The 20,182-nt window shown below is 75.7% G+C and carries 16 protein-coding genes and 1 tRNA gene; 12 read left to right on the top strand and 5 right to left on the bottom strand.

All coding sequences use genetic code 11. The annotated features are described in order from the left end of the window. Window positions 1-5: 5 nt before the first annotated feature. Together ACF08D_RS10125 and ACF08D_RS10120 are read left to right on the top strand one after the other, a co-directional pair. Window positions 6-1,508 carry a CoA-acylating methylmalonate-semialdehyde dehydrogenase gene (locus ACF08D_RS10125; RefSeq protein ID WP_392222086.1) on the top strand — a complete coding sequence of 501 codons (1,503 nt, stop codon included), beginning with the start codon at window positions 6-8 and terminating at the stop codon, window positions 1,506-1,508. Between the two features lie 73 nt (window positions 1,509-1,581). Beyond that, window positions 1,582-2,211 (top strand): DUF4291 domain-containing protein, encoded by a 630-nt coding sequence (locus ACF08D_RS10120; protein ID WP_392222085.1) that lies wholly within the window; start codon window positions 1,582-1,584, stop codon window positions 2,209-2,211. Here the strand turns inward: ACF08D_RS10120 and ACF08D_RS10115 are convergent. Together ACF08D_RS10115 and ACF08D_RS10110 are read right to left on the bottom strand one after the other, a co-directional pair. Beyond that, window positions 2,208-3,458, bottom strand: a complete 1,251-nt coding sequence (locus ACF08D_RS10115) for a S8 family peptidase (RefSeq protein WP_392222084.1) — start codon at window positions 3,456-3,458, stop codon at window positions 2,208-2,210. The two genes, ACF08D_RS10120 and ACF08D_RS10115, sit on opposite strands and share 4 nt — an antisense overlap. A 75-nt stretch (window positions 3,459-3,533) precedes the next feature. Then, complete coding sequence (locus ACF08D_RS10110; RefSeq protein WP_392222354.1) at window positions 3,534-3,965, bottom strand: GNAT family N-acetyltransferase; 432 nt, start codon at window positions 3,963-3,965, stop codon at window positions 3,534-3,536. Between the two features lie 209 nt (window positions 3,966-4,174). Here ACF08D_RS10110 and ACF08D_RS10105 point away from each other — a divergent pair, with 209 nt between their 5' ends. After that, window positions 4,175-6,988 carry an alpha/beta fold hydrolase gene (locus tag ACF08D_RS10105; protein ID WP_392222083.1) on the top strand — a complete coding sequence of 938 codons (2,814 nt, stop codon included), beginning with the start codon at window positions 4,175-4,177 and terminating at the stop codon, window positions 6,986-6,988. Then, window positions 6,985-7,950, top strand: a complete 966-nt coding sequence (locus tag ACF08D_RS10100; RefSeq protein WP_392222082.1) for an ABC transporter permease — start codon at window positions 6,985-6,987, stop codon at window positions 7,948-7,950. The genes ACF08D_RS10105 and ACF08D_RS10100 overlap by 4 nt, the downstream gene beginning before the upstream one ends. Window positions 7,951-8,024: 74 nt before the next feature. On the opposite strand, the gene ACF08D_RS10095 is transcribed toward ACF08D_RS10100, so the two are convergent. Next, window positions 8,025-8,654, bottom strand: coding sequence for a DNA-binding response regulator (locus ACF08D_RS10095; RefSeq protein ID WP_392222081.1), 630 nt, complete (start codon window positions 8,652-8,654; stop codon window positions 8,025-8,027). 472 nt (window positions 8,655-9,126) lie between these two features. On the opposite strand from ACF08D_RS10095, the gene ACF08D_RS10090 reads away from it, so the two are divergent. The 4 genes from ACF08D_RS10090 (at window position 9,127) to ACF08D_RS10075 (ending at window position 12,826) form a co-directional block, all read left to right on the top strand. Next, entirely contained in the window at window positions 9,127-10,761 is a 1,635-nt protein-coding gene (locus ACF08D_RS10090; RefSeq protein ID WP_392222080.1) for a von Willebrand factor type A domain-containing protein, read from the top strand. Window positions 10,762-10,878: 117 nt separating this feature from the next. Beyond that, window positions 10,879-11,340 (top strand): DUF1772 domain-containing protein, encoded by a 462-nt coding sequence (locus ACF08D_RS10085; protein WP_392222079.1) that lies wholly within the window; start codon window positions 10,879-10,881, stop codon window positions 11,338-11,340. A gap of 119 nt (window positions 11,341-11,459) precedes the next feature. Beyond that, window positions 11,460-12,179, top strand: a complete 720-nt coding sequence (locus tag ACF08D_RS10080; protein WP_392222078.1) for a DUF4142 domain-containing protein — start codon at window positions 11,460-11,462, stop codon at window positions 12,177-12,179. Between the two features lie 5 nt (window positions 12,180-12,184). Further along, a complete protein-coding gene (locus ACF08D_RS10075; RefSeq protein ID WP_392222077.1) occupies window positions 12,185-12,826 on the top strand; it encodes a class F sortase in 642 nt (213 codons plus the stop codon). A gap of 7 nt (window positions 12,827-12,833) precedes the next feature. Here the strand turns inward: ACF08D_RS10075 and ACF08D_RS10070 are convergent, their stop codons facing one another. Together ACF08D_RS10070 and ACF08D_RS10065 are read right to left on the bottom strand one after the other, a co-directional pair. Then, a complete protein-coding gene (locus ACF08D_RS10070; RefSeq protein WP_392222076.1) occupies window positions 12,834-13,658 on the bottom strand; it encodes a metallophosphoesterase family protein in 825 nt (274 codons plus the stop codon). A gap of 339 nt (window positions 13,659-13,997) precedes the next feature. After that, a tRNA-Arg gene (locus ACF08D_RS10065) sits at window positions 13,998-14,070 on the bottom strand. A 314-nt stretch (window positions 14,071-14,384) separates the two neighbouring features. Between ACF08D_RS10065 and ACF08D_RS10060 the strand changes: the two genes are divergently transcribed. From ACF08D_RS10060 to ACF08D_RS10045, 4 genes are all read left to right on the top strand, one after another. Next, on the top strand, window positions 14,385-15,995 hold the full coding sequence (locus ACF08D_RS10060; RefSeq protein WP_392222353.1) for a dynamin family protein: 1,611 nt from the start codon (window positions 14,385-14,387) through the stop codon (window positions 15,993-15,995). Then, window positions 15,992-17,770, top strand: coding sequence for a GTPase (locus ACF08D_RS10055; protein WP_392222075.1), 1,779 nt, complete (start codon window positions 15,992-15,994; stop codon window positions 17,768-17,770). The genes ACF08D_RS10060 and ACF08D_RS10055 overlap by 4 nt, the downstream gene beginning before the upstream one ends. A 146-nt stretch (window positions 17,771-17,916) precedes the next feature. Beyond that, window positions 17,917-18,417: a single-stranded DNA-binding protein gene (locus tag ACF08D_RS10050; protein WP_392222074.1), complete on the top strand. Its 501-nt coding sequence runs from the start codon at window positions 17,917-17,919 to the stop codon at window positions 18,415-18,417. A gap of 240 nt (window positions 18,418-18,657) precedes the next feature. Further along, complete coding sequence (locus tag ACF08D_RS10045) at window positions 18,658-20,088, top strand: Cys-Gln thioester bond-forming surface protein (RefSeq protein WP_392222073.1); 1,431 nt, start codon at window positions 18,658-18,660, stop codon at window positions 20,086-20,088. The last annotated feature ends 94 nt before the right edge of the window (window positions 20,089-20,182 follow it).

Here is a 20,182-nt window from a genome sequence, read left to right as displayed (position 1 = left end):
TCGTCATGACGAAGACCGTCAACCACTGGATCGGTGGCAAGACCGTCGAAGGCGCGTCGGGCAACTGGGGCCCGGTCACCGACCCGGCGACCGGCGCCGTCACCACGCGGGTCGCCCTCGCGTCCGCCGAGGAGGTGGACGCGGCCGTCGGCGCCGCCCGGGACGCGTTCGCCACCTGGGGCACGTCCTCGCTGGCCCAGCGCACCGCCGTGCTGTTCAAGTACCGCGCGCTGCTCGACGCCCACCGTGACGAGATCGCCGCGCTGATCACCGCCGAGCACGGCAAGGTGCACTCCGACGCGCTGGGCGAGGTGGCGCGCGGCCTGGAGATCGTCGAGCTGGCCTGCGGGATCACCGTCCAGCTCAAGGGCGAGCTGTCCACCCAGGTCTCCAGCCGGGTCGACGTCGCCTCCATCCGCCAGCCGCTCGGCGTGGTCGCCGGCATCACGCCGTTCAACTTCCCGGCGATGGTGCCGATGTGGATGTTCCCGCTCGCCGTCGCGTGCGGCAACACCTTCGTCCTCAAGCCGAGCGAGAAGGACCCGTCCGCCGCCAACCTGCTGGCCGAGCTGGCCTCCCAGGCCGGGCTGCCCGACGGTGTGCTCAACGTCGTCCACGGCGACAAGGTCGCGGTCGACGCGCTCCTGGAGCACCCGGACGTCGCCGCCGTGTCGTTCGTCGGCTCGACGCCCATCGCCCGGTACATCCACACCACCGCCTCCGCCAACGGCAAGCGCGTCCAGGCCCTCGGCGGCGCCAAGAACCACATGCTGGTGCTGCCCGACGCGGACCTCGACGCCGCCGCCGACGCCGCCGTCTCGGCCGCGTACGGCTCGGCCGGCGAGCGCTGCATGGCGATCTCGGCGGTCGTCGCGGTCGGCGCCATCGGCGACGAACTGGTCCAGAAGATCCGCGAGCGCGCCGAGAAGATCGTGATCGGCCCCGGTGCCGACCCGGCGTCCGAGATGGGCCCGCTGATCACCGCCGCCCACCGCGACAAGGTCGCCTCCTACGTCACGGGCGCCGCCGCGCAGGGCGCCGAGGTCGTCCTCGACGGCACCGGCCACACCGTCGACGGCTACGAGAACGGCCACTGGATCGGCCTGTCGCTGCTCGACAAGGTGTCCACGGACTCCGACGCGTACCGCGACGAGATCTTCGGCCCGGTGCTGTGCGTGCTGCGCGCCGACACCTACGAGGACGGCGTCCGCCTCATCAACGCCTCGCCGTTCGGCAACGGCACCGCGATCTTCACCCGCGACGGCGGCGCCGCCCGCCGCTTCCAGCTGGAGGTCCAGGCCGGCATGGTCGGCGTGAACGTCCCGATCCCGGTCCCCGTCGGCTACCACTCCTTCGGCGGCTGGAAGGACTCGCTCTTCGGCGACCACCACATCTACGGCAACGACGGCGTGCACTTCTACACGCGCGGCAAGGTCGTCACCACCCGCTGGCCCGACCCGGCGGACGCCCCGGCCGGCGTGGACCTGGGCTTCCCGCGCAACCACTGAGTCACGCCCGGCACTTCGGCAGGACGGAAAACGGCTGGCCCCGCCCGGGGCCGGCCGTTCATCCTGTGCCGGGATGAACACGAACGAACCGAAGCACCGCATCCGCGCCCTTCACACCGAGGACACCGTCACCGTCTACCAGGCGTACCGGCCCGGGATCGGTGGCCCCGCCGCCCGCACCGGCCGCTTCCCGGCCGCCTGGAAGCGGGACCGGATGACGTGGATCAAGCCCAGCTTCCTGTGGATGATGTACCGCTGCGGCTGGGCCACCAAGGACGGCCAGGAGACCGTCCTGGCCGTGGAGATCACCCGCGACGGCTTCGATTGGGCGCTGCGCCACGCCTGCCTGTCGCACTACGTACGGGGCTTCCACCCCGACCGGGCGGCCTGGAAACGGCAGGTGCGCACCTCCCCGGCGCGGGTCCAGTGGGACCCCGAGCGGGACCTGCGCCTGGCGCCGCTGCCGTACCGCTCGCTCCAGCTGGGCCTGGCCGGCGAGGCGTCCGCGCGGTACGCCGACGAGTGGACGGTATCCATCCGGGACGTGACGCCGCTGGCCCGTGAGATGCACGCCCTGGTGCGCGGGGGCGACCTGGCTGCGGCCCGCGCGCTGATGCCCGAGGAGCGGCCGTACCCGGCGGGTCCGGAACTCCTCGGGCACCTGGTCCCCGACGCGGCTGTCCAGAACCGCGCGGCTGTCTAGAACCGGGCGTGGAGCAGCCGGTCGGGCGAGCCCGGGAGGGCGTTGCCGACCGCGCCGGTGGTGGCGGCGGCGACCAGGGCGTCCCGGACGCGCGCGGGGGAGGCGGACGGGTGGCGGGCCAGGTACAGGGCCGCGACGCCCGCCGTGTGCGGTGCCGCCATCGACGTACCCGACAGGGCCTTGCCGGCCGAGTCGCCGGTGTGCCAGGCGGAGGCGACGCCCACCCCCGGGGCGAACAGGTCCACGCAGGTGCCGTAGTTGGAGAACGACGCCCGCCGGTCCGCCTCGTCCGTGGCGCCGACCGTGATGGCCGCCGGGACCCGGGCGGGCGAGGTGGCGCACGCCTTCTCCGGCAGGCCCAGGATGTTGCCGTTCCCGGCCGCCACGGTGTACGAGACGCCCGACGCGACGGACCGTTCGACGGCGTCGTCCAGGATCGTGTCCGCCGCGCCGCCCAGGCTCATGTTGGCGACGGCCGGCTTCACGGCGTGCGCCGTCACCCAGTCCACGCCCGCGACCGCCCCGGCCGTCGTGCCCGAGCCGTTGCAGTCCAGGACCCGCACCGCGACGAGCTTCGCGGCCTTGGCCACGCCGTACGTCCTGCCGCCGACCGTGCCGGCGACATGCGTGCCGTGCCCCTGGCAGTCCTGCCCGTTGCGCCCGTCCCCGACGGTGTCCGTCCCGACCACCGCGCGCCCGCCGAACTCGCGGTGCGAGGTGCGGATCCCGGTGTCGATGACGTACGCGGTGACCCCGGCCGCCCCGGAGTCGTACGCGTACGACCCCGACAGCGGCAGGCGGCGCTGGTCGATCCGGTCCAGGCCCCACGGCGCGTCCGGCTGGACGGCGCTGACGCGCAGGACGCGGTTCTGCTCGACGTACGCGACCCTCGGGTCGGCCGCCAGCGCGCCGGCCCGCTCCCGGGACAGGGTGGCGGAGAAGCCGTCGAGCGCGGTGCGGTACTCGTGGCGCGGGGTGACACCGAGGTCCGCCGCGCGGGTGGAGCCGTCCTTGAGGACGACGATCCAGCTGTCCGGCACGGCGGTCTCGGCGGGGGCGAGCCGGAGGTCGCCGACGGGACCCGGCCGCGCGGCGGCGGCGGCCGTGCCGGGGGCCACGGCGACGTGCAGCCCGGCCGCGAGGGCGAGCACGGGTATCAGCGCGCCGGAGCGCCGCCGGGGCAGCGGGCGCCGGGCCTGCGGGCACGGGGCCTCGGGGCGCCGGAGCCGGCGGAGAAGGGCTCTCATCCTGGGGGCACCTGACCTTTCCACTTGGGGGCGGGCCCCACAGCGTTCCGGCTGGTCATGTACCGCACAAGGGAGCTACCGGGCTTCCTCCGCTTCGTCGCCGAACCCCCACGTGAGCATGGCGAATTCTCCATCGCCGGCCGCGCCGGCCGACCGGTACGTCGCCAGCGCCGCCTCGTTGTCCGTGTCCACCCCGACCCACATCCCGTAGCAGCCCCGCTCCCGGGCGACGGCCGCCAGCGCCCGCGTCAGCGCCCGCCCGATGCCGCGCCGCCGGTACGGCTCGTCCACGGACAGCTCGTACAGGCACATCTCCGCGCCCTTGTCCGGGTGCAGCATCTCGACCCCCGAGACCATCCCGGCCGGGACGCCGTCCACATACCCGATCAGCATCAGATGCCCGGGCGCGGCGAGGAACCGCTCCGCCCACTCGGGCCGCGCCGGACCGTCGTACAGCCGCTCCGCCCCGAGGAGTTCGGCGACGGTCGCCGCCCGTCGGATCTCCAGGCCCGCCACCGCATCCGCCATGTGTCTCTCCCGCCTTCGGCCCTTCGGCCCCTCCGCGCGCCGCGCGTGTACCGCGCCTGCCGTCTTCCGCGCGCCGCGCGTGTACCGCGTCTGCTGTACGGCGACGGTAGTGCGTACACCCCGGGAAGGTCCCCCGCCTCCGCCGTGCGGCTGCCGAGCCGGGCCGGTACTCCGCTTAGGGTCGAGGGATGCAGATCCGATTCCCCCGCCGCTGGGCGGCCGCCACCGCCGCCGTCGTGCTGCTCGCGGGCGGCGGTACGTGGACGGCCGTGGCCTCCGGCGACGCGCCCGCGCCGCACCGCGAGGACCGCGTCCTGGAGATGCCCGGAGCGAGGATCGACACCTCGTTCTTCACCTCCGGCCCCGCCGGCACCCGCCGCCCCGCCGTGCTGCTCGGGCACGGCTTCGGCGGCAGCAAGGACGACGTGCGCGCCCAGGCCGAGGAGCTGGCGCGGGACGGGTACGCCGTACTGACCTGGTCCGCGCGCGGCTTCGGCCGCTCGACCGGGAGCATCGGGCTCAACGACCCGGACTTCGAGGTCAAGGACGTGTCGCGGCTCCTCGACTGGCTCGCCCGGCGCCCCGAGGTCCAGCTCGACAAGGCCGGCGACCCCCGGGTGGGCCTCTCGGGCTCCTCCTACGGCGGTGCGATCGCGCTGCTGGCCGCCGGGCACGACCGGCGCGTGGACGCCATCGCCCCGCAGATCACCTACTGGAACCTCGCCGACGCCCTCTTCCCGGGCGGCGTCTACAAGAAGCTGTGGGGCGGCATCTTCTTCACCACCGGCACCACCGCCTCCGCCGGGCGCCCGGCCGGCGACCCCACCCCGGAGCGCCCCCCGGGCGACCGGCCCCCGGGGCCCGCCCCCGCCGCCGGGACGGGGCGCGCCGCCCAGCCGCCGGCCGCCGGGCCCGCCGCCTGCGGACGGTTCCAGGACGTGCTGTGCGCGCTGTACGAACGGGTCGCCGTCAGCGGTGAGCCCGACCCCGCCGCCCGCGCCCTGCTCGAAGCGCGCAGCCCGTCCGCCGTCGGTGACCGCATCCGGGTGCCCACGCTCGTCGTCCAGGGCCAGACCGACTCGTTCTTCCCGCTCGACCACGGCGACGCCATCGCCCGCACCGTCCGCGCCAACGGCGCCCCCGTCGCCGTCGACTGGATCGCCGGCGGGCACGACGGCGGCGACCGCGAGACCGCGCGCGTCGAGGCCCGTATCGGCGCATGGTTCGACCGGTACCTGAAGAAGGACACCGGCGCCGACACCGGGCCCGCGTTCCGCGTCAGCCGCACCGGCGGGGTCGACTCGACCGACGGGCGGGCGCAGCTGCGCGGCGCCACCGGCGACGGCTACCCCGGCCTGCGCGCCGGCGAACGCACCCTCGCCCTCACCGGCCGCCCGCAGACCTTCCGCAACCCCGCCGGCGGCACCCCGCCCGCCATCTCCGCCGTGCCCGGCGCGGGCGGCGGGCTGTCCCAGCTCTCGTCGCTCGGCATGGGCCTGTCGCTCGACTTCCCCGGCCAGCACGCCCGGTTCGAGTCCCAGCCGCTGACCGAGCCGCTCCGCATCACCGGCACGCCCACCGTCCGCCTCACGGTCACCTCCGAGACGGGCGACGCGGTCCTCTTCGGCAAGGTGTACGACGTCGGCCCCGACGGCCGCCGACAGGTCCTCCCCTCCCAACTCGTCTCGCCCGTCCGGGTGGAGGGCGCCGGCAAGGGCAGGACCGTCGACCTGACCCTGCCGGCCGTCGACCACGAGATCGAGGCCGGTCACCGGCTGCGGCTCGTCGTCGCCGCCACCGACCTCGGCTACGCCTCCCCGGCGGCCCCCGCCACCTACACGGTCGGCCTGGCCGGGAACCCGGCCGCCGGACCGGCCGCCACCTCGGCCGCTGCCTCGGCCTCGGCCCCGGTCTCCTCCGGCGGCCTGTCCGTGCCGACCGCGCCCGGGGTGCGCACCCAGGCGGCCGGCCTGCCCTGGTGGGTGTGGGGCCTCCCGGCGGCCGGCGCCCTGATCGCGGCCGGGCTGCTGCTCACCGCGCGCCGCCGCACCACCGCGCCCGCCCCCGACCCGGCCCTGGCCGGCGTACCGCTCACCATCACCGGACTGACCAAGCGCTACGCCAAGTCCGCCGACCGGTACGCCGTCCGGGACCTGACGTTCCGCGTCGAACGGGGCCAGGTCCTCGGCCTGCTCGGCCCGAACGGCGCCGGGAAGACCACCACCCTGCGCATGCTCATGGGCCTGATCACCCCCGACGCGGGCGAGATCCGGGTCTTCGGGCACGCCGTCCGGCCCGGCGCCCCGGTCCTGTCCCGGGTGGGCGCCTTCGTGGAGGGCGCGGGCTTCCTGCCGCACCTCTCCGGCCGGGAGAACCTGGAGCTGTACTGGCGGGCCACCGGCCGCCCCGCCGAGGACGCCCGTATCGACGAGGCGCTGGAGATCGCCGGTCTCGGCGACGCCCTGGCCCGCGCCGTACGCACCTACTCCCAGGGCATGCGGCAGCGGCTCGCCATCGCCCAGGCCATGCTCGGCCTCCCCGACCTCCTCATCCTCGACGAACCCACCAACGGGCTCGACCCGCCACAGATCCGCGAGATGCGGGACGTGATGATCCGGTACGCGGCCGGGGGCCGGACCGTGATCGTCTCCAGCCACCTCCTGTCCGAGGTCGAGCAGTCCTGCACGCACCTGGTCGTGATGGACCGCGGCCGGCTCGTCCAGGCGGGCCCCGTCGCCGAGATCACCGGCGCGGGGGACACCCTGCTGGTGACGGTGTCGGGCGACGTTCCGGACGCCCTGGTCGACAAGCTGGGCGCCGCCCCGGGCATCGCCTCGGTGGCCCGGGCGGACGGCGGTCTGCTCGTACGCCTCGACGGTGCGACCGCCACCGCCCTCATCGCCGAACTCGTCCGGCTGGACGTGCCGGTGACCGGGGTGGGCCCGCACCGCCGCCTGGAGGACGCGTTCCTCACCCTGATCGGAGGAGGAGCCCCCGCATGAGCGCCGCACCCCAGTCCCCGGGCCGCCCCGCCGGCCCGTCCACCCCCGGCCCGTCCGCCGGTCCGTCCACCGCCGGTCCGACCGGCGGTCCGTCCGGTGCGGTGGCGCGGCCCGCCCCGCAGTCGGCGGACGGCTACCGCGCCGGGCGCACCCTGCCGCTGCGGGTGGAGGCCGTCCGGCAGTGGAAGCGGCGCCGCACCCTGGTGATGGGCGCGATCCTGGCCGCCCTGCCCTTCGTGCTGATCGCCGCCTTCGCCATCGGCGGCACCCCCGACGGGCGGGGGAACGACCGGATCACCCTGATGGACACGGCGACCGCGTCCGGCGCCAACTTCGCCGCGACGGCCCTGTTCGTCTCGGCGGGCTTCCTGCTGGTGATCCCGGTGGCGCTGTTCTGCGGCGACACCGTGGCGTCCGAGGCCGGCTGGTCCTCCCTCCGCTATCTGCTCGCGGCGCCCGTGCCGCGCGCCCGGCTGCTGTGGTCGAAGCTCGCCGTGGCGCTGGGCTTCAGCGCGGCGGCGATGCTGCTGCTCCCGCTGGTGGCCCTCGCCGCCGGGACGGTCGCCTACGGCTGGGGGCCGCTGCGCCTGCCCACGGGAGGCTCCCTGGCCGCGGCCGACACCCTCCCGCGCCTCGGGCTGGTCGTGGCGTACATCTTCGTCTCCCAACTGGTCACGGCGGGCCTCGCCTTCTGGCTGTCGACCAGGACGGACGCCCCGCTGGGCGCGGTCGGGGGCGCGGTCGGCCTGACGATCATCGGCAATGTGCTGGACGCGGTGACGGCGCTCGGCTCGTGGCGCGACTTCCTGCCCGCGCACTGGCAGTTCGCCTGGGCCGACGCCCTTCAGCCGCAGCTGGAGTGGGGCGGCATGGTCAAGGGCGCCGCGGTGTCCGTGACCTACGCCCTGGTGCTGTTCGCCCTCGCCTTCCGGGGCTTCGCCCGCAAGGACATCGTCTCCTAGGGCGCCGGTCCGGGACCTTGCGCCGGTCCCGGACTTCCGTCATTGGCCCCGGACTCCGGTCACCGGCCCCGGACTCACAGCCAGCCACGGCGAGCCGCTTCCGCTCCCGCCCGGAAGCGGCTCGTCGTGCCGAGGGCCGTGAGCAGCTCGCCCACCCGGCGGCTGTAGGTGCGCCCCGATATCCCCAGCCGCGCCGCCGCCGTCTCGTCGGTGAGCCCCGCGAGCAGGGACTCCAGCACCGGACGCAGGTGCGGTGGCAGCGCCCCCGGGGGCGTCTGCCGCGGCGGGAACTCCTCGCCCGTCTCCCACCAGGCGTGGTGCGCCCGCACCAGGGCGTGCACCACGACCGGGTCGCGGATCAGCAGCAGCCCGTTGTAGAGCAGTTCGAGATCGAGGGGGATCGCGGCGACCGTACGGTCCACCACGATCATCTTGAACGGGATCGACTGCGTCAGCCGCGCCCGGCCGGGCAGCCGGACCAGCCCGGCCGCGTCCGCGGCGGCGACGCGGGACAGCGCGTGCCGGGGCACGATCTGGCGCACCGTCTCCACCCGCTCCGCCGCCGCGCGGACGCAGGTGCCCGCGAGCTCCAGGAACGGCTGGGGGATCGACAGGCCCAGGCACGCGGCGGGGTCGTCGAAGGTCAGCAGCTCCCGGCGGGCCGACTCGGTGAGCGCGGCCAGCGCCGCGCAGATCTGGCGCATGCCCCGCACCGGTTGCCCGGCCGGCCGCGGGGCGGGCGGGGCAGCGCCGGCGCGGGCCGGCGGGGGCACCGGCGACGGCGTCGTCGCCCCCGTCGGTGGCCCGGTCGCCGGTGCTCCCGCCCTCGGTGCCGCCGTCGGTGTCGTCGCCGGCTGCGGTGCCGTATCTCTTAAAGCCGCCCGGCCGAGCACGGAGCCCGGAACGTTCGTCACGGCTGACCACCCCCGTCAATCCCTTGGATCGTCGCCACTCCATGTACTCATGTGACTCCGTACGGTGACAAGAGCCCTCCGAAGGGTTGGCGAGTCCAAGCCAAACCCTGCGCGCGGCCCCACCATCTGGTCGGCGTTGCCGAGTTGAGACCCATCCGCAACAGGTTCGTCCGGTCCTCCCGGCCGTCCGGGACGTCACATTCACACGTACCGACAGGCCGTGCGGACGTGATGCCCACGGCCACCGAAGTGGGGGACCGCCATGCGGACACAGCGAGGGAACCGGCACGACGACGGCCGGGAGACCGGCGGAGGGGCGGGGCGCGCCGCCGCCCGGCGGGGCGGGTGGAGGCCCGGCCCGGCGGCCGTGCTCGCCGTGGCGCTGGCCGGCGGCCTGCTGCTCGCGGGCTGCTCCGGGCAGTCCGGCGCCGAGCGCGCGAGCGCCTCCGACACCGGGGCGCGGGCGCCGGGCGCACCCCGGCCGGGAGCGCTCGCGCCCGGCGCGCCGGAGGCCGGAAAGCGCCCCGGTGCCGCCACCGACGGCGCCACGGGGGACGGGGCGCGCGAGACCGCGCCGGCCGACCACCTGTCGACCTTCGCGCTGGACGTCGACACCGCCTCGTACGGCTACGCCCGCCGCACCCTCGCCGAGGGGCGGCTGCCCGCGCCGGACACCGTACGCCCGGAGGAGTTCGTCAACAGCTTCCGCCAGAGCTACCCCAAGCCCCCGGGCAACGGCTTCTCCGTCACCGTGGACGGCGCCCGCACCGGGCCGGGGGACTGGTCCCTGGTACGCGTCGGACTGGCCACCCGCCCCGCCGACCGGCGCGGCGAACGCCCGCCCGCCGCCCTCACGTTCGTCGTGGACGTCTCCGGTTCGATGAGCGAACCCGGCCGCCTCGACCTCGTCAAGGAGTCCCTCGGCGTCCTCGCCGACCAGCTGCGCGACGACGACTCGGTGGCCCTGGTCACCTTCAGCGCCGAGGCCGAGACCCGGCTGCCGATGACCCGCGTCGAGGGCAACCGCGACCGCCTCCACGAGGTGATCGACGGCCTGGAGACCAGCTCCTCCACCAACGTGGAGGCGGGCGTGACCACCGGCTACGACACCGCCGTGGAGGGCCACCGCAAGGGCGCCACCAACCGGGTCGTCCTGCTGTCCGACGCGCTCGCCAACACCGGCGAGACCGAGGCGGAGGCCATCCTGGACCGGATCGACCACGAGCGCCGCGCCTACGGCATCACCCTCTTCGGGGTCGGCGTCGGCAGCGAGTACGGCGACGCGCTGATGGAACGGCTCGCCGACAAGGGCGACGGCCACACCACGTACGTCTCCACCTCCGAGGAGGCCCGGCGGGTCTTCACCGACCGGCTGCCCGCCCATGTCGAGCTGCGCGCCCGGGACGCCAAGGCCCAAGTGGCCTTCGACACCCGGGCGGTGGAGTCCTTCCGGCTGATCGGCTACGAGAACCGGGAGGTCGCCGACGAGGACTTCCGCGACGACCGGGTCGACGGCGGCGAGGTCGGCCCCGGCCACCAGGTGACCGCGCTGTACGCGGTGAAGACCCGGCCGGGCGCGGCCACGGCGAAGCGCCCCCTGGCCACGGCCACCGTCCGGTGGCTCGACCCCGTCTCGCGCGCCCCGAGGGAGCAGTCCGGCTCCCTGGCCCCCGGAGCGCTGGACGCCCGCCTCTGGGACAAGGGCACCGACCCGGGCCTCCGGGTCGCCGCCACGGCCGCCTACTTCGCCGACTCGCTGCGCGGCGGCGACCTCCCGGCCGCGCCCGGCGGCGCCGAACTCGCCACGCGCGCCGGGGAGCTCGCCCGTACCACCGAGTCCTCGGTCGTGTCCCAGCTCGCCGACGCGATCCGCCGCGCCAACGGCCTGCGCGACTGAGGCCGCCGCACCGCCGCCGGTGCCGGGAGCCCTGAGCCCTGAGACCCCGGGCCCCGGTGCCGGACGGCGACGGGATTTCTCCGGCACCGGCGGTGCGCGACTGCGATGATGGCCCGCATGCCGACGCTGCTGCTCGCCCTCGCGGTCGTTTTCACCGGCCTCTACGCGGGGTTCATGCTGATCTTCTGGACCGGTGTGATGCCCGCCCTGGCCCGGCTGACCGACGAGCAGTTCGTGACGGCCATGCGGCGCGTCAACGAGTACGTGCCCCGCGCGGTCTTCCTCACCGTCTTCGCGGGCGTGGTGGTGTTCCCGGCCCTGGCCCTCGCCGTGCCGGTGGAGGACCGGTCCGGTACGCAGCGGTGGCTCGTCCTCGCCGGCCTGGTGTGCGCGGTGCTCAACCACCTGGTGACGGTCGCGGGGAACGTGCCGCTCAACAACGCGCTCGCCGCCTCCGGGGACGCGCCGGCCGGCCCCGTCCGACAGGCGTTCGAACCCCGGTGGAACGCCTTCCACCGGGTGCGCACGCTGCTGGTCACGGCGGCGTTCTGCCTGCTGGTCGCGGCCTCGCTGAGCTGATCGGGCGTCCTCCGTTCGCCGTACGGTGAGTGGCGCCGGGCACCCCGGCGTGTCCGGATGGTGGGGTGACCCTCGACGGGTGAGGGCCACGCTCCGACCGACGAGAACGGACGCCCGACGTGATCCGCACCCCCCACTGGGCCGCCACGGCCCTCACCTGCCTGGCCCTGAGCGGCATAGCCGCCGGCCACGCCGCCCCCGCCCTCGCCTCGGCGCCCGCCGACGGCGCCTCCACCGCCCTCGCCACCGACGCGGCGTTCCTGCGCGCCTCCCACCAGGGGAACCTGACCGAGATCGCGGCGGGCAAGGACGCCCGGAAGCACGCCACCACCGACTGTGTGAAGCAGGTGGGCGAGGTACTCGTCCGCGACCACACCAAGCTCGACGCGGACACCCGCGCCCTCGCGGACGACCAGGGCGTCGACCTGCCCATGGCGCCCTCGAAGGAGCAGCAGCAGACGCTCGCCGACCTCAGGGCCAAGGCGGGCGGCCCGGCGTACGACGCGGCCTGGCTGAAGGCCCAGGCCGCCGCGCACGAGAAGACCCTGGCGCGGATCGACAACCAGATCGCGCGCGGCGAGAACGCCCGGGTGACCGCCGCCGCGAAGGCCGCGCGCCCGGTCGTCGCGATGCACCTCGGCATGGTGCGCGGCGGCACCTGCCACACCGCCTCCGCGCCGCACACCATCCACGCCGGCAACGGTGGCCATGTGTCGACGTCCCTGGCGGCCGAGGTCCCGGTCGCCGTCGCCGTCCCGGTGGTGGCCGTCGGCGGCGTGCTGGTGGCCGGGGGCGCCTTCTGGGCGGCCTCCCGCATGCGCCGCAACGACAACCGCTGACGCCGGTGGGCGCGGGCACCTGGCCGCGCGACGAGCCCGGCCCGGACGGCGCCCTGTTCCGCGCCGGGCTCGCCGCGGTCGCGGCGGCGGTCGTGGCGTACCTCTTCCCGTTCTTCCCGGGGCCCGCGCGGGTCCCCGACGCGGGCACCGTGCCGGGCGCCGCCGCCGCGCCGTCCACCGCGGGGGGCGCGGCGCGGGCGTACTCCCCGCCCGTGTCCCTGGGCCTCCCCGGGCACGTACGGGCCATGCCGGTCGACCCGGTCACCGCCGACGCCGCCGGGGCGCTGGCCGTGCCGCCCTCGCCGGCCCGGCTGGGCTGGTGGGCGCTGGGCGCCCCGCCCGGCGCCCCGCGCGGCACGGTCCTGCTGGCCGGCCACCTGGACTCGGCCGCCGAGGGCCCCGGCCCCTTCGAGGCGCTCCACGACGTGCCGCTGGGCGCCCGCGCGGAGGTCACCGCGGCGGACGGCCGGCGCCACACGTACCGGATCGTCGCCCGCCGGACCCACGCCAAGAAGGCGCTGCCCCGGGACCTGTTCACCGCCCGCGGCGCGGCGCGGCTCGCCCTGGTGACCTGTGCCGGGGACTTCGACCCGGCCACGCGCGCGTACGCCGAGAACCTGGTCCTGTACGGGGAGCCGGTCTCCTGAGCGCCGGTCAGTCCCCCTCGGGCAGCACCACCGACAGGTCCGGGCGGCCCGGGCGGGGCCGCCACTCGCGCGGGTAGCCGACGGACACCTCCCGGAAGGGCACCCCGTCGTGCCAGGTCGTCCGGGGTATGTGCAGGTGGCCGTAGACCACGGAGCGGGCCCGGAAGCGGCGGTGCCAGTCCGCGGTGGCCTCCGTCCCGCACCACAGCGCGAACTCCGGGTGGCGCAGCACGAAGGTCGGATCGCGTACCAGCGGATAGTGGTTGACGAGCACGGTGGGCAGAGCGGGGTCGATCGCGGAGAGCCGCTCCTCGGTGAGGCGGACCCGCTCCCGGCACCAGTCGCCCCGGCCCGGGTGCGGATCGGGGTGCAGCAGGAACTCGTCCGTGCACACCACGCCCTCCCGGTGCGCCACGGCCAGCGCCTCGGCCTCGGTGGTGGTGCCGGCGGGCCGGAACGTGTAGTCGTACAGCACGAACAGCGGCGCCACCACGACCGGTCCGCCGGGCCCCTCCCACACCGGGTACGGGTCCTCGGGCGTGACGACCCCCAACTCCCGGCACAGCCGCACCAGGTGCTCGTACCGCCGCACCCCGCGCTCCTGAACGGGGTCCTCCGGCACGGTCCACAACTCGTGGTTGCCCGGCGCCCACACCACGGTCCGGAACCGCTCGCGCAGCAGCCCCAGCGCCCAGGCGATGTCCGTGGTCAGCTCGCCGACGTCACCGGCCACGAGCAGCCAGTCGTCGTCCGAGCGGGGGCGCAGCCGCTCCACGACGGCGCGGTTCTCGGCGTGGCGCACATGCAGGTCACTGATCGCGAGCAACGACACCCGTACCTCCGGCGGAAGTTGAGCGGAGCGGTCCCGGAGCCGTGGGCGTACGACGCTGCCGTGCCGCCACCCCCCGAGTGATCGACTTGTCCCGATCAAGGACCCTACGCCACCCGACTGACATCCAGGCGGGTGATCTCCGCTTTGCCGCGCCTCCGCCCCGGTCCCGTGCCGGGCCTCCGTACCGGGGCGCCTTTCGGTCGTCGTGCGCCGAGGCGCTTGGCGTAACGGCGATCATGTGCGTAACCCCCGGGCCGCCGGCCCGGGAGGCGGTAGGGCGCCCGGGGCCGGAAGGGCCCGGACGGCGAAAGGCCCTCCACGAGGGAGGGCCCGGCAGTGCGCCCCCGGCAGGACTCGAACCTGCGGCCAAGCGCTTAGAAGGCGCCTGCTCTATCCACTGAGCTACGGGGGCCGGTGGTGGCCTTGTGGCCTGGAGCCCCTGCTGGGTGGTCCGTGACCTCGCCGGGGACAAGGATAGGGCTCCGATCACCTTGACCCGGTCGCTTCACCTGCGTGGCACGATGTGGAGGTTCGGTGAAGCGAACCGATAATCGCAGGCAGGTGCGATTCCTGCAGCGCTTTTCGCGCCACACGCCCCGGGTGTTGTGTACTCGTTATGCCTGTGTCCCACTCATCCCATGTGTCCCTTGTGTCTGATCGGCGCGCAGAGAGCGCCATACGCTTCAAAAAGGTCATGAAATTGGGCATTCTTCGCATGTGGTGACCTTGGACGTACGGCCTCAGCTCATCGACGCACTCTCCGCCCTGCGCGACCGTGTCGCCGCCGTGCGTCTCCCGCTCCCTCTGCCCGGGGCGCCACGCGCGCGCCAGACCCGGGCGGAACTCCTCGCACAGCTCGACGACTATCTGGTGCCCCGGCTGAAGGAACCCGAAGCGCCGCTGCTCGCCGTCGTCGGCGGGTCCACCGGCGCCGGCAAGTCCACCCTGGTCAACTCGCTCGTCGGGCGCCGGGTCAGCGAGGCCGGGGTCCTGCGCCCCACGACCAGGACACCCGTCCTCGTCTGCCACCCCGACGACCACCACTGGTTCGCCGGCATCCGGGTGCTGCCCCAGCTCACGCGCGTGTGGACCCCCGACGACGGCGACGGCGAGCCCGACGGCCGAGGGGGCGGCGCCGAGCGGGCCCTGCGCGTCGAGACCGCCGACACCGTCCCGCGCGGCCTCGCCCTGCTCGACGCCCCCGACATCGACTCCCTGGTCGTCGAGAGCCGCGAACTCGCCGCCGAACTGATCTGCGCCGCCGACGTCTGGGTCATGGTCACCACCGCCTCCCGCTACGCCGACGCCGTGCCGTGGCACCTGCTGCGCACCGCCAAGGAGTACGACGCCACCCTCGTCACCGTCCTCGACCGGGTGCCGCACCAGGTGATCAACGAGGTGTCCCGGCAGTACGAGGCGCTCCTCGTCCGCGCCGGGCTCGGCGACGTCCCCCGCTTCACCATCCCCGAGCTGCCCGAGTCCGCCGGCGGCGGCACCGGCCTGCTGCCCGACACCGCCGTCGCCCCGCTGCGCGCCTGGCTCGCGCACCGCGCCCAGGACCCCGCCGCCCGGCAGCAGGCCGTGGGGCGCACGGCCGGCGGCGTCATCGACTCGCTGAACGTCCGCATGCCGGAGCTCGCCGGGGCCGTCGCCGCCCAGTACGCCGCCGCCGTCCGGCTCACCGGCGCCGTCGGGGCCGCCTACGACCAGGAGGCCGACCGGGTCCGCCGCGAGCTGGCGCGCGGCGCCGTCCTCGCCGGCGACGCCCGCACCCGGTGGCGCGGCTACCCCCGCGACTGCTCCGCCGCCGAACTGCTCGACTCCCTCGCCGAGTCCCTGACCGCCCTCCTCCAGTGCGCCGTCGCCGCCGCCGACGACCATGTGCGCGAGGCGTGGCGGCGCGAACCGGCCGCGCGGATCCTGGACGACGACCCCGCCGCCGGAGCCCGCCCCGGCCCCGGACGGGAGACCTCCGAGCGGATCGGCATGGCCGTACGGCGCTGGCGGCGCGTCCTGGAGGAGCTCGCCGAGGACGAGGTGCGGCGCATGGACCGCGCCTCCGCCCCGGACGCCGACACCGTGGCCGCCCTGCTGGCCGCCGCGCTGCTCGGCGGGCGCAGGACCCGGGGCGCCGGCGACCGCCTCGCCGAACTGCTCGGTGCCCAGGGCGCGCTGCGGCTGCGCGACCGGGGCGGCGAGCTGGTCACCGCGTACATCGACCGCGTACTGGACGAGGAACGCGCCGGGCGGCTCGCCCCCCTGCGCGCCCTCGACGTGAACCCCGAGCCCCAGGCCGAGCTCATCGCCGCGCTGTCCCGACTCAAGAAGGAGAGGTGACGGCGGTGAGCGCCGTTGACGAACGCTGGGACGACGGGCTGATCGCCCGCCGCGCACAGGAGCAGGCCGAGCTCTCCGAGGCCCCGGCCGACGAGCCGCACGTGCCGATCGGCGAGGCGTACGCCGGGTCGCTGCGCACCCGCCTGGACGCCCTGCGCGAACTCGTGGGCCTGTCCAGGACCCGCCTGGACGGCGACACCCTCGCCGAGGCCGGACGGGTCCTGGACGAGGCCGCCGCCCGGCAGCGGCTCTCCTCGCGGCACACCGTCGTCGCCATCGCGGGCCCCACCGGAAGCGGCAAGTCCGCACTGATCAACGCCCTGGCCGGAGTGCCCGTCTCGGAGACCGGACTGCGCCGCCCCACCACCGCCAACCCCATCGCCTGCACCTGGTCCGAGGGCGCCGCCGGACTGCTCGACCGGCTCGCCATCCCCGGCCGGCTGCGGCGCAGGCCGCTGGCGGGCGGCGCGGGCGACGAGGCGCTCCAGGGCCTGGTCCTGGTCGACCTGCCCGACCACGACTCCGCCGTCACCGCCCACCGCCGGCAGGTCGACCGGGTGCTGGCCCTGGTCGACGCCGTGATCTGGGTCGTGGACCCCGAGAAGTACGCCGACGCGGCCCTGCACGAACGCTATCTGCGCCCCCTCGCGGGCCACGCCGAGGTGACGTTCGTCGTCCTCAACCAGGTCGACCGGCTGCCCGGCGACGCCGCCCACCAGGTCCTCGACGACCTGCGGCGGCTGCTCGACGAGGACGGCATGGCCCTCGGCGAGCACGGCGAACCCGGTGCGACGGTCCTCGCCGTCTCCGCGCTCACCGGCGAGGGCGTCGGGGAACTGCGCGAGCTGCTCGGCGCGTTCGTGCAGAACCGGGGCGCCGCCGAGCGGCGGCTGTCGGCGGACGTGGACGCGACCGCCGCCCGGCTCCGGCCGGTGTACGTGGCGGACGGCCACCCCGGGCTCGGCGAGCGCTCCCGCGAGGACTTCGGCGCCCGGCTCGCGGTCGCCGTGGGCGCCCGGGCGGCCGGCGAGGCGGCCGAGCGGGAGTGGCGGCGCAACGCCGGACGGGCCTGCGGCACGCCGTGGCTGCGGCTGTGGCGCTGGTACGAGCGGATGCGCACGCAGGGCGCGGCGGGCGGCCCCGAGGAGGGCACCGGGCCCGACGGCCCGGCCGAGGAGGGCGAGCTGACGGCGCGGCAGCGCGTCGAGCAGGCGGTGCGGGTGGTCGCCGAGGAGGCGGTGCGCGGCCTGCCGGCGCCCTGGGCGCAGGCGGTGCGCGAGGCGGCGGTACGCGGCGCGCAGGGCCTCCCGGAGGCGCTGGACGAGCTGGCGGCCCGGGAGGCGGCGCCCCCGGCGGGCGGCCGGCCGCCCCGCCCCGCCTGGTGGCCGGCGGCGGTCCTCGCCCAGGCGGCCATGACGCTGCTCCAGTTCTACGGCGCCCTGTGGCTGATCGGCCAGATCGTCGGCGTCCTGGAGCCGGGGCTGCTCCCGCCCGCCCTGATCATGCTGGCCGGGATCGTCGGCGGGCCCCTGGTGGAGTGGGCGTGCGCCGCCGCCGCCCGGGGCCCGGCGCGGCGGTACGGGCAGGAGACCGAGCGGCGGCTGCGGGAGGCGGCGGCCGGGTGCGGGCGGGCGCGGGTCCTGGACCCGGTCGCCGCCGAGCTGATGCGGTACCGCGAGGTGCGGGAGCGGTACGGGCAGGTGTCCCGGAGCGCCGGGGAGGCCGGCGGCCCGGGCGGCGGGACCGTGCGGACGGTGGTGGGACGGGCGGGCTAGGTTCCGGGCGGGCGCCCGGGTGAATGTCCTCCGTGCGGGTGGTGGCGTTGTCCACATCCGGGGGCTTGTCCACAGGGCCCGGCGGGATTCCGGCGGGCGGTCCAGCATGAGTGCAGTCAGCAGGACGACCGGGAGGGGTGGATGTCATGTACGACACGATGGTGACGGTGGTGGGGAACGTCGCGACGAGCGTCGACTACCGGGAGACGGTGACCGGCGGGGTGGCGAAGTTCCGCTTCGCGGCGACCGCGCGGCGCTGGGACCGCGAGCGGGCGGCCTGGGTCGACGGGCACACCAGCTTCTACACGGTGAGCGCCTGGCGGTCGCTCGGCGCCAATCTGGCCGCCTCGGTGTCGGTGGGGGACCCGCTGGTGATCCACGGCCGGCTGCGGGTGCGCGAGGAGGACCGGGACGGCCAGCGGCGGACGTTCGTAGACATCGACGCGTCGGCGGCCGGGCACGACCTGTCGCGCGGCACGTCCGCCTTCCGCCGGGTGATGAAGGGGGAGCCGCGCCCGGCCGACCGCCCCGAGGCGGCATCCGATCCGGCACCGGAGCCGGACGCGGCGCGCGACCCGGACCGGGCGGCCGGAGGCGGGGGCGACGGCGCCGGAGCGGCCGGGCGGCCGGCGGAGCTGGTGTCGTGACGATGCGTCAGGAGTGGTCCACCGTCCGGCACGGCGATGTGGAGATTCGGCGCACACGCGCCGCGCGCAACGCGTCCGCGATAACGATTCCGAGTCGGAATGGTTGTCTGACGGTATGACAGGGGACTGTGCAAGATCGCCTCTCTAGGATTCCCGGGTACTCACGGGGCACTTGAGTCGCAGGCGAGGCACTCCCCCCACGCGCCCCAACGCGAAAGGTCTCGCCCGGAGGGGAAATCTGTGTTTGCTGCGTTTTCTGTACGGAGGCGGCGGAGGCGTCCCGCCCGGCTCCTGGCGGCGGTCGTGGCGGCCGGAGCGACGGCCGGGGGGCTCCTCGCCGGGGCGCCCGCCGCGGCGGCCGACGAGGCAGCACAGCACCAGGGCGGCGCCACCGCCACGCTCGACGGGATGACCACCTTCGACCAGGCGGTGCTCCGCGTCGACGGCGAGCGGCAGGAGATCCCGGCCGGCCTGTTCGAGATGGCCGTCGACGGCGGCGGCACGCTGAAGACCTACTGCGTGGACCTCCACCGCCCCACCCAGGAGAAGGCCCGGTACCAGGAGACGTCCTGGGACCAGACCTCCCTCGGCGGGAACAAGGACGCGGGCCGGATCCGGTGGATCCTCCAGCACTCCTACCCCCAGGTCGACGACCTGGTCGGGCTGGCCAGGAAGGCCGGCACCGGACCGCTGTCCGCCGGCACCGCCGCCGCCGGCACCCAGGTCGCCATCTGGCGGTACTCGGACAACGCCCAGGTCCAGGCGCTCGACCCGGCCGCCGAGAAGCTCGCCGACTGGCTGGAGAAGGAGGCCGAGCACGTCGCGGAGCCCCGGGCGTCGCTGAGCCTGGAGCCCCGCGCCGTGTCCGGCCCGTCCGGCGGCCGGATCGGCCCCGTCACCGTGCGCACCGACGCCGGCCGCGTCACGGTGACCCCGCCCGCCGACGCCGCCGCCAGCGGCGTCAGGATCACCGACGCCAAGGGCGCTCCGGTCACCACGGCCGCCGACGGCAGCCGGCTGTTCTTCGACGTGCCCGCCACGGCGGCCGACGGCTCCGCCGCCCTCACCGTGCAGGCCACCACCTCCGTACCGGTCGGCCGGGCCTTCGCCGGGGTCACCCAGAGCCAGACGCAGATCCTGGCCGGCTCCAGCGAGTCGACCGTCTCCGCCACCGCCACCGCCACCTGGGCCGCCACCGGCGCCGTCCCCGCGCTCTCCGCCCGGAAGAACTGCGCCCGCGGCGGGGTCGACGTCACCGCCGTCAACAGCGGCGACGCCCCCTTCGCCTTCGACCTCATGGGCGTCACCCACACCGTCGGCGCCGGGGAGTCCCGGACCGTGCACGTCCCGGTCGCCGAGGACCAGCCGTACGAACTGGCCGTCACCGGACCCGGCGGGTACGAGAAGACCTTCACCGGCATCCTCGACTGCCGCACCACCGGCAGCACGACCACCACCCTGGCCGAGCAGCAGGGCGGCCCGCCCAGCCCCCTCACACCCGGGGGCACCCCGGCCGGCCCCGGCGCGGCCGGCGACGGCCCGGACCTCGCCGAGACGGGCGCCTCCGGAGCCACCCCCATGATCGCGGGCATCGCGCTGGCGATGCTGGTGACCGGCGGCGCGGCCGTGTTCCTCCTCCGCAGGAAGCAGGACCCCGGGACCGGGGACTGACCACCGCCCCGCCCGTCCGCCCCGGGACCGCCGGAGGGCCGCCCCCGGGCGGCCACCGGTTACTGGTTTCCTTCGCGGGGTGGACGTCAGGCAA

It is taken from the genome of Streptomyces sp. NPDC015131 (assembly GCF_043079975.1).
Taxonomy (GTDB): Bacteria; Actinomycetota; Actinomycetes; order Streptomycetales; family Streptomycetaceae; genus Streptomyces.
This window is presented reverse-complemented; position numbering and strand designations above follow the sequence as displayed.